This window comes from uncultured Faecalibacterium sp., from assembly GCF_900066275.1.
In the GTDB taxonomy this organism is placed as follows: domain Bacteria; phylum Bacillota; class Clostridia; order Oscillospirales; family Ruminococcaceae; genus Faecalibacterium; species Faecalibacterium taiwanense.
Window position 1 is genome coordinate 1 of record NZ_FMFG01000025.1, and the last position, 13,230, is coordinate 13,230.

13 protein-coding genes are annotated in these 13,230 nt (G+C 57.7%); 4 read left to right on the top strand and 9 right to left on the bottom strand.

Annotated elements, in window-relative coordinates; translation table 11 throughout:
- The 3 genes from QZL71_RS08975 to QZL71_RS08985 all read left to right on the top strand — a co-directional run.
- The coding region (locus tag QZL71_RS08975; protein WP_294648532.1) for a hypothetical protein at positions 1 to 204 on the top strand (204 nt) is incomplete at its 5' end.
- Positions 205 to 288: 84 nt separating this feature from the next.
- Positions 289 to 1,044: a type I 3-dehydroquinate dehydratase gene (gene aroD, locus QZL71_RS08980; protein WP_294648533.1), complete on the top strand. Its 756-nt coding sequence runs from the start codon at positions 289 to 291 to the stop codon at positions 1,042 to 1,044.
- 18 nt (positions 1,045 to 1,062) lie between these two features.
- Positions 1,063 to 1,347, top strand: coding sequence for a hypothetical protein (locus QZL71_RS08985; RefSeq protein WP_294648534.1), 285 nt, complete (start codon positions 1,063 to 1,065; stop codon positions 1,345 to 1,347).
- Between the two features lie 68 nt (positions 1,348 to 1,415).
- Here QZL71_RS08985 and QZL71_RS08990 read toward each other — a convergent pair whose 3' ends face one another.
- The 8 genes from QZL71_RS08990 to QZL71_RS09025 all read right to left on the bottom strand — a co-directional run bounded on the left by QZL71_RS08990 (position 1,416) and on the right by QZL71_RS09025 (position 11,127).
- A complete protein-coding gene (locus tag QZL71_RS08990; protein WP_097776995.1) occupies positions 1,416 to 2,627 on the bottom strand; it encodes an NADP-dependent isocitrate dehydrogenase in 1,212 nt (403 codons plus the stop codon).
- Positions 2,628 to 2,711: 84 nt separating this feature from the next.
- On the bottom strand, positions 2,712 to 3,899 hold the full coding sequence (locus tag QZL71_RS08995; protein ID WP_294648535.1) for a pyridoxal phosphate-dependent aminotransferase: 1,188 nt from the start codon (positions 3,897 to 3,899) through the stop codon (positions 2,712 to 2,714).
- A gap of 19 nt (positions 3,900 to 3,918) precedes the next feature.
- The gene (locus tag QZL71_RS09000; protein ID WP_294648536.1) at positions 3,919 to 5,100 is read right to left on the bottom strand and encodes a cation diffusion facilitator family transporter; all 1,182 of its coding nucleotides are present in this window, start codon (positions 5,098 to 5,100) and stop codon (positions 3,919 to 3,921) included.
- 183 nt (positions 5,101 to 5,283) lie between these two features.
- A complete protein-coding gene (ptsP, locus tag QZL71_RS09005; protein WP_005937616.1) occupies positions 5,284 to 6,924 on the bottom strand; it encodes a phosphoenolpyruvate--protein phosphotransferase in 1,641 nt (546 codons plus the stop codon).
- Positions 6,925 to 7,030: 106 nt separating this feature from the next.
- Positions 7,031 to 7,294: an HPr family phosphocarrier protein gene (locus QZL71_RS09010; protein ID WP_005937619.1), complete on the bottom strand. Its 264-nt coding sequence runs from the start codon at positions 7,292 to 7,294 to the stop codon at positions 7,031 to 7,033.
- Between the two features lie 293 nt (positions 7,295 to 7,587).
- Positions 7,588 to 8,310, bottom strand: coding sequence for a DUF4830 domain-containing protein (locus QZL71_RS09015; protein ID WP_294648537.1), 723 nt, complete (start codon positions 8,308 to 8,310; stop codon positions 7,588 to 7,590).
- 763 nt (positions 8,311 to 9,073) lie between these two features.
- Positions 9,074 to 9,916: an HAD family hydrolase gene (locus tag QZL71_RS09020; protein WP_120081486.1), complete on the bottom strand. Its 843-nt coding sequence runs from the start codon at positions 9,914 to 9,916 to the stop codon at positions 9,074 to 9,076.
- A gap of 14 nt (positions 9,917 to 9,930) precedes the next feature.
- Entirely contained in the window at positions 9,931 to 11,127 is a 1,197-nt protein-coding gene (locus QZL71_RS09025) for a glycoside hydrolase family 25 protein (RefSeq protein ID WP_294648538.1), read from the bottom strand.
- A gap of 342 nt (positions 11,128 to 11,469) precedes the next feature.
- Here QZL71_RS09025 and QZL71_RS09030 point away from each other — a divergent pair, with 342 nt between their 5' ends.
- Positions 11,470 to 12,528 (top strand): PTS transporter subunit IIC, encoded by a 1,059-nt coding sequence (locus tag QZL71_RS09030; RefSeq protein ID WP_294648539.1) that lies wholly within the window; start codon positions 11,470 to 11,472, stop codon positions 12,526 to 12,528.
- 116 nt (positions 12,529 to 12,644) lie between these two features.
- Here QZL71_RS09030 and QZL71_RS09035 read toward each other — a convergent pair whose 3' ends face one another.
- The gene (locus tag QZL71_RS09035) at positions 12,645 to 13,154 is read right to left on the bottom strand and encodes an NUDIX hydrolase (RefSeq protein ID WP_044953245.1); all 510 of its coding nucleotides are present in this window, start codon (positions 13,152 to 13,154) and stop codon (positions 12,645 to 12,647) included.
- Positions 13,155 to 13,230: the final 76 nt, after the last annotated feature.

Sequence of the window (13,230 nt, forward strand, 5' to 3'; positions counted from 1 at the left end):
AACTTTTCAGCGTCTATTGGTTCTTTTCAAGGGCTTCCTGCTGAGGCTTTGGAAGTCATTCTTTTGCCTCAGCGCTTGGCGCTCGAGTATAATACCACACCCCTGCCTCCTTGTCAACACTTTTTGACAACTTTTTTCCAATTTCTTTGCAGAATAAAGAATCTCCCTGTTTTTCACCCGTTTCAGGGCATGCCTTTTTCTTGACAAGGCGGCGGGCAGAACGTATTATGGAGTCATCCCCGTATCCTGTATAAGGTAGCTATACTTATTACATAAAGGAGAAGCGCCATGTCCTGTGTCAACATCCGCGGCTGCTGCATCGGCGAGGGCCGCCCCAAAGTTATTATTCCTATTGTAGAGCCCACGGAAACCGCCGTTCTTGAAAAAGCTGCCGAGTTTTCCACATTGCGCGCCGATTGTGTGGAATGGCGCATCGATTGCTTTGAAGGTGCAAAAAACCTTCCGGCTATCGTGCACTGCGCCGCGAAGCTCCGTGTTGCCTTGAAGGATCAGCTGCTTCTTTTCACCTTCCGCACAAAATCCGAAGGCGGTAAAGTCGCTCTGGCCCACAAAGAGTATCTTCATTTTATCCGCACCGTTCTTGCCACCGACTGCGCCGATCTGATCGACATTGAATTTTTCACTGCGGGCGCAGAGCTTCCCGCGCTGATCGAAGAAGCCCACACCGCCGGGGCTGCAGTGGTGTGTTCCAGCCACGACTTCCATAAAACGCCGCCGCGCGCCGAACTGGTGAGCCGTATGGTTGCCATGCAGCGGGCCGGTGCCGATCTGCCCAAACTGGCTGTGATGCCCCAGAGCCGCACCGACGTGCTGGAGCTTCTGGCTGCCACCGCTGAAATGGCCGACCGGCATCCGGAGACTCCCATCATTACCATGAGCATGGGAGCTCTGGGCGCGGTGAGCCGTCTGGCCGGGGAAGCCTTTGGCTCTGCCATGACCTTTGCCAACCCCGGGCAGGCCAGTGCACCGGGGCAGGTTTCACTGGAGGTCGTAAACGAAGTATTGGATGCACTGCATTTATAAATCCAGAAAGGAGCTTTTATGAAAAAGCAGTATTCTGCTCTCCCGGAACTTCTTTTGCGAAGTATTTTTTACACGCTTATCAATTATGTGCTTCTCAGCATGGTGCTGTCTTTTCGGCTTCATTGGAGCTCCATTCTGTTTTCTGCTGCCATGCTGTGGTTTGCTTTGGATTATTCAAAGACCATCCAGCAGTTGACCGGCAAACGGCTTCTCGCAGACCTTTTGTGGCTTGGCTGCATTCTCATCAGCACATTTATTGCATTCTTTGTCGGGTACATTCAAGGCTCGTTCGCATCATTTTAACGAAAAAGACCGGAGCTGTAGGTCGCACTTACAGTTCCGGTCTTTCTTTTTATGTCACAAAGAGATGATTATGCCAGCTTGGCTTCCAGACGGGTGCGGATGGCCTTGATAAAGCCCTCGCTGTCCACAGCGGTGGGGGTGATGCCCTCAGCCAGACCGCACAGGTCTTTCGTCATGATGCCGTCGTTCAGGGTCTGCAGGCTGGCGGCTTCCAGTGCCTCGCCAAACTTCACCAGCTCCGGCAGGCCATCCAGTTCACCGCGCTTCTTGAACGCGCCAGACCACGCAAAGATGGTAGCCATGGGGTTAGTGGAGGTCTTTTCGCCCTTCAGGTACTTGTAGTAATGGCGGGTGACGGTGCCGTGGGCGGCCTCGAACTCGTATTTGCCGTCCGGGCTGACCAGCACGCTGGTCATCATTGCCAGAGAGCCAAAGGCGGTGGAGACCATATCGCTCATCACGTCACCGTCGTAGTTCTTGCAGGCCCAGACAAAGCCGCCCTCGCTGCGAATGACGCGGGCAACGATATCGTCAATGAGGCTGTAGAAGTAGGTGATGCCTGCGGCCTCGAACTTTGCCTTATACTCGGTGTCATACACCTCCTGGAAGATATCCTTGAAGGTGTGGTCGTACTTCTTGGAGATGGTATCCTTTGCGCCGAACCACAGATCCTGCTTCACATCCAGTGCGTAGTTGAAGCAGCTGCGGGCAAAGCTGCGGATGGAATCATCCTTGTTGTACTGGCCCTGCAGAACGCCAGCGCCCTCAAAGTCAAAGACGGTGGCGCGCTGCTCAGAGCCATCGGCACCGGTGAACACCAGTTCAGCCTTGCCTGCACCCGGGATGCGGAACTCAGTGCACTTGTACACATCGCCGTAGGCGTGGCGGGCAATGGTGATGGGCTTTTTCCAGTTTTTGACCACCGGCTTGATGCTGTCGATCATGATGGGTGCGCGGAACACAGTGCCGTCCAGCACCGCACGGATGGTGCCGTTGGGGCTTTTCCACATCTCATGCAGCTTATACTCGTCCATGCGCTGGGCATTGGGAGTGATGGTGGCGCACTTGACCGAAACGCCGTACTTCTTGTTGGCAAGGGCGGCATCCATGGTCACCTTGTCGGCGGTAGCGTCGCGGTTGGGCAGGCCCAGATCGTAATATTCGGTCTTGAGGTCCACAAACGGAAGGATCAGTTCGTCCTTGATCATCTTCCACAGAATGCGGGTCATTTCGTCGCCGTCCATCTCGACGAGGGGCGTGGTCATTTTGATCTTTTCCATAGCAGGGTTCCCTTTCCTCTCTTTGGGTCGTTTCTCCAGCCGCGCTGCACTGCCAGATGCCGCGCGGGCAGTTCGGCAGAATGTTTATTTGCGGTAAGCGGCTGCCAGCTTTTCAAGGGCCGGCAGGCTGCGCTTGACCTTTTCGGTATCGATGCAGTAGGCAAGGCGCACATAGCCCCTGACACCGAAGCTGTCGCTGGGCACCAGCAGCAGGTCAAACTCCCGGGCCTTCATGCAGAAAGCGTTGGCATCCTCTTCCAGAGCCTTGGGGAAGATGTAGAAGGTACCGCCGGGGCGCTCCACCTCAAAGCCCAGCGCGGTGAGCTTATCGTACAGCAGGTTCATGTTGGTCTCATACACACTCAGATCACTGGTCACATCCTGACAGCGGCTCACGGCCCGCTGGATGATGCTGGGCGGGCAGTTGTGGCCGGTGAAGCGGGAGATTTGGGCCATCATGTCCACCAGCACATCCTCGCCTTCACAGCCCGGACGCACCGCCACATAGCCAAGGCGCTCGCCGGGCAGGCTCAGGCTCTTGGAATAGGAGAAGCAGGTGAGAGTGTGGGGGTAGAACGCCGCCGGGTAGGGCACCTTTTTGCCGTCGAATGCGATATCCCGGTAGGGCTCATCGCTGACGAGGAAGATGTTGTGGCCGAATGCCCGGCTCTTTTCGGTCAGGATCTCTGCCATGCGGGTGAGCGTCCCGGCAGAGTAGACCACGCCGGTGGGGTTATTGGGGGTGTTGATGAGCACACAGGTGGTCTTTTCGCCGATCATCTGCTCGAATGCGTCCAGATTGGGCTGGAAGGTCGGTGCCTGCGGCGGCACCACCTTGAGGACTGCCCCGGTGCCCGCCACATAGGGGCCGTACTCCGGGAAGTAGGGCGCAAAGGTGAGCACCTCGTCGCCGGGCTGCGTGACCGCACGGATGGCATGGGCAATGGCACCCGCCGCACCGGTGGTGGGGAAGATGTGCTTCTGCTCATAGGGCAGGCCAAAGATCTTTGTCAGGTGCGCTGCCACATCGGTGCGGAAGCCCGGGTCACCCTGACTGGGGCAGTAGCCGTGCAGGTTTACCGGCTCTTCGTTGGTCAGCAGATCCTGCATGGCGGCAGTGAACTCCTGCGGGCAGGGCACGCTGGGGTTGCCCAGCGAGTAATCGAACACGTTCTCATATCCGATCTCGGCAGCACGCTGCTTGCCGTACATGAAGGTCTCGCGGATGACGCTCTTATTGCCGAGCATCGCGCGATAAGTCTCGTTCAGCATAATACTTTCCCCCGAGAGTTTATTTGTGGGCAGCCGTATAGCTCTGCTCCACCTTGATGATGCAGCTGTAGGCTGTATCCTGTTCCTTGATGAACTGTTCCAGCTGTTCCAGCAGCTCTACCTTATCCCCTGCATAGCCTGCCGGCAGCACCAGATCGAACAGCACGTTGGTGTGGGTCCTGCCCGGCACGATGCGCAGATCGTGCAGCGAAAGGGCCGGGTCGAGCTGGCGCAGCTTTTCGGTCAGGCGGGCGCGCAGCACGCCCACGGCAGCATCCGAGGTAACGATGGGGTCGTAGTGGATGGTAACCAAAAGCCGGTCATTCTTTAGAAAATCCCGTTCAATGTTGTCGATCAGGTCGTGTGCCTCCAGCGGGTCCTGCTCGGCAGGCAGTTCCACATGCAGGGAGGCGAACTGGTGTCCCGGGCCGTAGTCGTGCACCATCAAATCGTGCATTCCCAGCACACCGGGATAGGAGAGCACCTTCTGCTCGATGTGATCCACCAGATCCTCGCTGGGGCTTTCGCCCAGCAGCGGGCTGAGCGTATCCATCACAAGACCCCAGCCGGAGATCAGGATGAACGCCGCCACGCCTACGCCCATCAGGCCATCCAGCACATCCCAGCCGGTCACGCAGCACAGCACTGCGGCAATGAGCACCGCGCTGGTGCTCAGCACATCGTTGCGGCTGTCCGCAGCAGTGGCAATGAGGGTCTCGGAGCCGATAATGCGCCCGATGGTGCGGTTGAAGCCGCTCATCCACAGCTTGACGAGGATGGATGCGATCAGCACGGCCACCGTGAGCCAGCTGAACATCACCGGGGTGGGATGCAGCACCTTGACCACAGATTCCTTCAGCAGCGAAAAGCCGATGCCGAGAATGGTCACGCTGACTACCAGCCCCGCCAGATATTCATACCGGGCATGGCCGAAGGGATGCTCTGCGTCCGGGGCCTTGCCGGCCAGCTTGAAGCCCACCAGACTAACCACGTTGGACGAGGCATCCGACAGGTTGTTCAGGGCATCTGCCATGATGGCAATGGAGCCGAACAGAGTGCCTACGGTCAGCTTGCCCAGACACAGCAGCAGGTTGCATGCCACGCCCACCCAGCAGGCAAGGTTGCCGTAGGCGGCGCGCACCTTAGGGTCCTGCGCATGGTCGGGCTGGCGGATGAAAAGACGAATCAAAAACTGAGTCATAACGGTCCTCCATGGGCAGCGCTGGACACCTGCATACCCTGTCATCGCTTATAGTATAGCATTTCGCTTTATCGTTTTAAAGTATTTTCCGAAAACTTTTGCCCGGTATAGAAAGACCCCGGCAGAGCGGGATGCCCTGCCGGGGAGCTTTATGGGAACGGTAAACCGGGATTCTCGGATGAATTACTTCTCAGAAGGCTTGCTCAGGTCCACGCTGCGGATGATCTTGCGCACCGGCAGGATGCTCTTGGCATTCATGGACAGCTCGTCCACGCCCATGCGCAGGAAGGTCTCGGTCAGGGCGGTGTCGGCACCCAGCTCACCGCAGATGCCCACCCAGATGCCGTGGCGGTGGCCCGCCTCAATGGTCATCTTGATGGCGCGCAGCACAGCGGGATGGTGCGGATTGAAGAACGGCTCCAGCTTTGCATTCTGGCGGTCCAGCGCACAGGTGTACTGGGTCAGGTCGTTGGTGCCGATGGAGAAGAAGTCGCACTCGGCAGCCAGCTCGTCCGCGATCAGCACAGCGGCGGGGGTCTCGATCATGGTGCCTACCTCGATGTTCTGGCCCATCTTCACGCCCTCGGCGGTCAGCTCTGCACGGCACTCTTCCAGAACAGCCTTGGCATCCTGCAGCTCCCGCAGGCTGGTGATCATGGGGAACATGATGCTCATGTTGCCGTAGGCAGAAGCACGCAGCAGAGCGCGCAGCTGGGTCTTGAAGAAGTCCCTGCGGGTCAGGCAGATGCGGATGGCGCGGTAGCCCAGAGCGGGGTTCTCCTCGTGATCCAGCTTCATGTAATCGACGGTCTTATCGGCACCGATGTCGCAGGTACGGACGACCACCTTGCGGGGAGCCAGACTCTCCACCACCTGCTTGTAGGCCTCGAACTGGTAGTCCTCGGTGGGGAAGTCCTTGCAGTTCAGATAGACGAACTCAGTGCGGAACAGGCCTACGCCGCCGGCATCGTTCTGCTGCACAGCACCCACATCGCTCATGCCGCCGATGTTGGCAAAGACATTGATGGTCTTGCCGTCCAACGTGGTGTTGGGCTTGCCCTTCAGCTCCTGCAGCAGGGCCTGCTTCTTCTGATCTTCCTGCTGGCGCTTCTTCAGGCTCTTGAGCAGGTCGGGGGTGGGTTCAACGTAAACGCAGGCGTTGTAGCCATCGATGACCGCCATCTTGCCGTCCCAGTCGTCCTGAATATCCTTGCACTGGATCAGGGCAGGGATGTTCATGCTGCGGGCCAGAATGGCGGTGTGGCTGTTGGAGCTGCCCTCCCGGGTGATAAAGCCCAGCAGCAGGCTCTTATCCATGCGGACGGTCTCAGACGGGGCCAGATCCTCCGCGACCAGAATGCTGGGCTCGGTGCCCTGCAGGCTGGCGTTGTCCACCCCCTGCAGGATGTCCAGAATGGCCTGTGCGATATCGATGACATCTGCACTGCGGGCCTGCAGATACGGGTCATCCATGGCGGCGAACACCGCAGCCTGATTGTTGCCTGCCGTCTTGACGGCGTACTCGGCACACTTTTTCTGGCCGTTGATGATCTCCTTGATGGCATCCACAAAGTCGTCGTCTTCCAGCATCATGGCGTGGATGTTGAACACCTCGGCGATGTCCTCGCCAGCCTCTGCCAGTGCCTTTTCATACAGCGCAGTCTGCTGCTCAATGGCCTTCTGCTGCGCTTCTTCAAAACGCGCCACTTCCGCTGCGGTATCCGCTACCTCTGCGGCAGAAATGGCAGTATCCTTTTTCTTGTAGATCTTGAGCTTGCCGATGGCGATGCCATTCAGGACGCTCTTACCGGTGCCTACCTGCATTGCACACTACTCCTTCTTCATCTGTGCCGGGGCCGCACTGCTCCGACAGTCCAAAAAAAGCCCCCGCAGCTCACCCGCGAGGGCCTTCCTCATCTTAACTGCGGAATCAGACGTTCTCGGTCAGGAACTTCTGGATGGCTGCTGCAGCAGCTTCCTCGTCGTCGCCCTCGACCTTGACGGTAACGGTCTCACCCTGCTTGACGCCCATGCCCATCAGAGCCATCAGCTTGCGCATATCGCAGCTCTTGCCGTCCTTTTCCAGGGTAGCGCTGCTGGCAAAGCCCTTGACGGTCTTGACGAGCAGGCCGGCGGGACGAGCGTGGATGCCGCATGCATCCTTAACGGTATACTGGAATTCCTTCATAATCATTTTCTCCTTACTTGATCCCGTGCGGCGCTTCTGCACTTGCACCAGACGCGGCCGAGCCGCGGCACGGTTGATACATCTATTATAAACCCTTGCCGGTAATTTTTCACCATTTCATATTGCTAATTTTTTATGCAAAATTTTGGTACAATTGAACATACAAATGTGACAAAAATGCACGCATTTCACTTTTTCTTCTGCTTGTGCGCAAATTTTAGGCAAATTGCGACCTGATTTTGCATCAAAACCCGAAGCTGTTCCCGGTCGTTTCCGGCTTTGGCAGGTCGTTCCGGTGCTTATTCCACCGGATATCCCTCGGCATCCAGCGGCAGTTCCGTATAAGGCACAGCCTGCGGCACGGCATCCGGCTCACCGGAGGTCTGCTGGGCGGTCAATTCCTCGTCATGGCGTTCGCCCCAATCGTCGCTGTAGTCCTCGCCGGAGGTCTGCTGTGCCGGTTCGCTGCCGGTCAGCTCTTCGTCGTGGCGCTCACCCCAGTCGCCCTCGTAGTCCTCGCCGGAAGTCTGCTTTGCCTCAGCTTCCGCCATGGCGGCCTGCATGTCTTTCAGGCCCACCACAACGCCGGAGGGCCGTTCCAGCAGGTAAGCTCCCACGGCCTTTTTGCGGTACACCAACAGCACGCCGTAGCGGCTGGTCTCGCCGCTGCTTGCCGCCGGGATCAGCGCCGTCCATTTTTCCACGGTCTTGCCCTTGTAGCGTGCAAGGTCCATACCGCTCTGCTGCACCACCCCGTTGAAGGCCGAAAAGCTGTCATCCCACTTGCGGGGGATCTTGACCTTGTCTGCCGTGATGGATGCGCCGTCCACATCCAGACCGTAGCCGGTGAACCATGTCTGGATGTCCTGTGCACTCTCAATTTTGTTCACCGCCGCCGAGACCGCAACGGTGCGGTTGCTGATGAACCGGCCCAGCAGAGCACTGCCCACCACCAGTGCGCAGCACATGGCACCCAGACCCAGTTTTTTCAGGCTCGTTTTGCTTAACGTGACTACAAACATATCCCCATGCCTCCCCAGCCTGTTTATTGCTCTGAGAATAATTTATTCAGAGTTCGGGCAGGTTATGACGATTTAAAATGCCCGCCGTATGATTCTTCCCGTGCAGAGCGCGGCCGTGTGGGGCAGGCCGGATGGCTTTTACAAAATTCTTCTCCGCCGGGTACGTTCTCTTTTGTGTGCCAAAAGAGAACCAGAAAGGACGGCGGTGCCCGCAGGGTATGAAAGCCCCAGTGGGGCTTTTAAGCCGCAGACCGGTTTGCAAAGCAAATGCCGCGTGTTCAGCGCGGCAAGGTCTCCGCTACTTTCGAGACGCGGAAGGCGGCGGGTTGCGGCTCCCTGCGTCTGCTTCGTGCCTTGAGTGGCACTCGCATCCTGCAGGCCGCTGCCCCAACAGCTCCTCCCTGTTTCGGCCGCTGGCCGCGGTCGTCGCCGTTGCAAACTAAGGGCTACTCGCCCTTAATAATCCCAAAGCAGTTGGGCTCCATACAAAAAATCCAAGTCGCTCCGCTAAAGGATTTTTTGTGTTGCGCCGATTTGAAGTCGCTTGCGCGACGAAACGTAAGGGCAACAGCATGTTTTCATGCTGACGTGAATGCTCCCGCAGGGAGCCAGCATCAGCAAATGCCGTTTGCCGTTACGACCCTCCCTGTGAAAAAGCAACTCCGAAACGGCCGCAGCCGTTTCGGAGTTGCAAATAAAAATACTATTTCCGCTATTTATGCTCAGAGCGAAGCGGAGAGCATTCCAAATCGTCTCTCCCGCTTTAATGCGCCTTCACAAAATCCTCCGGCGAGACTTCACCGTTCTGGCGGAGCACCTGTTTCAGCACCTGCATCACGCCGTATTCCCGGTGGGACGGTGCCAGAAACGGCACCTGCGCCCGCAGCGGTCCGCTGCCGTTCTCCATCAAAAAGCCGTACTTCGCGGTGGTGAGCATCTCGGCATCGTTGTAGGTGTCGCCAAAGGCCATCATGCTGTCGGCCGGAATGCCCAGCAGTGCACCCACCTTTGCCAGTGCTGCACCCTTGTGCACACCTGGGTTCATCACGTCCACCCAGTTTCTGCCTGCCACTGCCACCGAGAATGCACCGCCATTTCCTGTGTGGAATGCGCCGTAGATCCGGTCGAAGGCTTTCTGCGAGTCGTCGTTGGGCAGATAGACGGTAAACTTATCCGCCGCCGCTTCCACCGCAGTCAGGTCATCCACGTATTCCACCCGGGTATAAAAATTCTTGAAAACTTTATCGTATTTCTCGTCCTGCTTTTCCGCGTAGGCCGCCTGCAGTCCGCACAAAAGGCCCACGTCTCCGGCCTGCTTTGTGCTGCGGGCCAGCTGCCGCCAGCCCTCGGCAGGCATTTCGGACACAAACAGGTCTTTTCCCTTCCAGCGGGCAGCGCCGCCGTTGTCGCCAATGAGAATGATCTCCTCCAGCAGATCCGGGAACATCGTTTCCAGTGTGTACAGAGGCCGCCCGCTGGCGGCGGCAAACAAGATGCCCTGCCCGGCCAGTGCACGGATGGTCTCGGTAAACTTTGGCGGCAACTGGCTGTACTCGTCCAGAAGGGTCGCGTCCATGTCCGATGCGATCAGGCGAATGCGGTCCATTGCAGTTTCCTCACTTATCCGATGTAGCTGATGTTCACGTCCATATCGCCCTTATAGCCGGGCAGGCGTGCCGTGCAGGTGCCCTGCCACAGGGCGCAGTCGATGGGGCTGCTGGCAACACCATAATGCGCGTTCCAGATGGTATATTTTTTCAGGCTGTTCAGATTGACACGCTTGCGGTACCACAGGGTAGAGGCATACACACCGGGTTTATAGCCCTGTGCCTTGACCTCCTCACAGAAGGCGATGGCGCACTTGGTGCGGTCCTCCATACCCAGACCGTCGGCGCGGCCGGAACCATTGGAAGCGCCGGATGCTTCGGTGTCAAAGAAGATGGGGTAATCCAGCTTGCGTCCGTTCAGTACATAGGCGCAGGCAAAGGCTTCCTCCTTGGCTTCCTCCTCGGTGGTGGCCTGACTGAAGAAATACACGCCCACCTTCAGGCCCGCATTCTTCACATTGGTGAAATGCTCCTCGAACATGGGGTCCAGCACCAGCGTGCCGGAAGCACCATAGCCGCGGTAGCCGATGCGGACGATCACAAAGCTCACGCCTGCCTTTTTGATCTGTTTCCAGTCGATGTTCTTCTGATACTTGGAAACATCCACACCGAAGGTCTTGCCATTTTCCAGCACACCATCCGCATTGAAGTAATAGAGTTTATTGTCGATGCATTGGATGCCGGTCACCGGTTTGTTGGTGGTCTGGCTGTAGTAGTAGGTCTTGCCGCCGGAGGTGCGCCAGCCGGAATAGACTGGCTCCGTATCGCTCTTGCCCAGCCAGCCGAACAGGAAATTGAGCAGCCAGCTGAAAAATCCGTTCTCATCGCTCAGGTCGATGCACTGGGCCTCGGCGGCATCCATGGCACCGGCATCCAGCGCGGCACGGATCTCTTCCGGTGTCAGCACCACGCTGTTTTCCGGCGTGTGCTGGTTCGTGCTGTTCTCCTCCGCTTCGGTGGCCTGTACAGGCGGCGCTTCCGGGTCCTGTGCAGCAAGCTCCGGGGTCTCCGTCTGCAGGGTGGGCATTGCCGTTTCCTGCTGTGCAGAAACAGTCTCGGTCACTGCCGCGGTATTTTCTTCCGGCTGTGCAGCCAGTGCCAGCGGTGCGCCCATTGAAAAGGTCATTGCCAATGCCAGAACTGCCGCTGCGCACCGCGTTTTGCCGCGGGTGCCGCGGGCAGTCAGTTTATTCCAGAACGTTTTTTTCATGCTGTGCTCCAAACCTCATGCATTTTTATCGGGATGCCGCCCTTCACAAAAAGGGCGGCGTTTCATCTTCTCAATACTCTTTCAGTATACACCCGCGGGCAAGCCCCCGTCAATTGCCGCACACTGCAAAGCGCAGCTCCGAAAAGCTGCCGCCCCGGTATCAGAAAATGCTCCAAAATAGATACGTCTCAGCCCGCAAAAACATTGCACAAAGCCAAAAATTGCAGATATTTCCAGCAAAATCAGCATTTTGTCTTGTTGTCTTGACATGTGTATGGTATTATACTTGACATGCAGTTTTTGCATTGAATCCACCATCTTGAAACAGAAAGGCAGTTTCTCATGTCAAATGTGAAAGATTTCTTAAAACGCAAGGATATCGTCATCACCCCGCAGCGCTATCTCATTGAAGCGCTGGGTGCCATGGCGCAGGGCCTGTTTGCCAGCCTGCTGATCGGCACCATCATCAAGACGCTGGGCCAGCAGACCGGCCTTGACGTGCTGGTAGACCTTGGCGGTTACGCCACGGCCATGAGCGGCCCGGCCATGGCCTGCGCCATTGGCTGGGCGCTGCACTGCCCGCCGCTGGTGCTGTTCAGCCTGATCACCGTAGGCTACTCGGCCAATGCTCTGGGCGGCGCAGGCGGCCCGCTGGCCGTGCTCATCATTGCCATCGTAGCTTCCGAGCTGGGCAAGGCCGTGAGCAAGGAGACCCGCGTGGACATCCTCGTGACCCCGCTGGTGACCATTTTTTCCGGCGTGGGCCTTTCCATGCTGATCGCCGCACCCATTGGCGCTGCCGCAAGTCAGGTGGGCACCCTGATCATGTGGGCCACCGAACAGGCTCCGCTGGTCATGGGCATTCTGGTATCCGTCATTGTGGGCGTGGCGCTGACCCTGCCCATTTCCTCTGCCGCCATCTGCGCCGCGCTGGGTCTGACCGGCCTTGCCGGCGGTGCCGCCGTGGCAGGCTGCTGCGCCCAGATGATCGGCTTTGCCGTGATGAGCTACAAGGAGAACGGCGTGGGCGGTCTGGTCAGTCAGGGCCTTGGCACCAGCATGCTGCAGATGGGCAACATCGTCAAGAACCCCCGTATCTGGATCGCACCCACGCTGGCCAGTGCCATCACCGGCCCGCTGGCCACCTGCGTGTTCCACTTTGAGATGAACGGTGCCGCTGTCTCTTCCGGCATGGGCACCTGCGGTCTGGTGGGCCAGATCGGCGTGTACACCGGCTGGGTCAGCGACATTGCCGCCGGCGTCAAGACCGCCATCACCCCGATGGACTGGGCTGCCATGGTGCTGCTGTGCTTTGTTCTGCCTGCCGTGCTGAGTGTGATCTTCTGCGAGATCGAGCGCAAGCTGGGCTGGATCAAAGAGGGCGACCTGAAGCTGAACTGATTTTTAAGCGGAAAAATCTTTTTGCTTTTTGATAGAGCAAATCCCGGCAGGCTGCGGTCTGCCGGGATTTGTCTTTTCACGGTTAAACACGTGACGACGCTCTGCACAGGAAGCGTTCAAACGATTCGTTTCCCGTCCAGCACTGCCTGCGTGAGGGTGTCGCCTTCATACACCAGCTTGAGGGAGAAATAAGGCCGTTCCTCATTCAGCAGCCGGAAGAAGATTTTGTCGCCCTCCCAGATGGGCAGTTCAGCCGCCTTATCCTTCGGCACCCATTCCAGCACGCCTTCCCTGCAGGCATCGCCCTGCACCATCTCGCCCGTCCATTCATCAGCGGTGTACAGGTGGATGAACTCGGTCATGTTGCCCCAAATAAAGGTCAGCAGACCCCGGGCGCGGAAGCGCTTCAGCGTCAGGCCGGTCTCCTCCTTCACTTCCCGCAGCAGGCAGTCCTCCGGGCTTTCAAACCGCTCAAACTTTCCGCCTACACCGATCCATTTGTCGTGGTTGTAGTCGTCCTGCTTTTTGATACGGTGCAGCATCAGGTAGGCATCGTCCCGTTCCAGATAGCACAGCGTGGTGCTGAAAATGGGAAATTCCGGGTTCATGAAGGCTCCTAGATTCATTGAGTTCTCCTTTTGATCTTGTTTTTGTGGAAAATGCCGTTTTTCGCTGCGGCCCCTCCCGTGAAAAAACACCCCC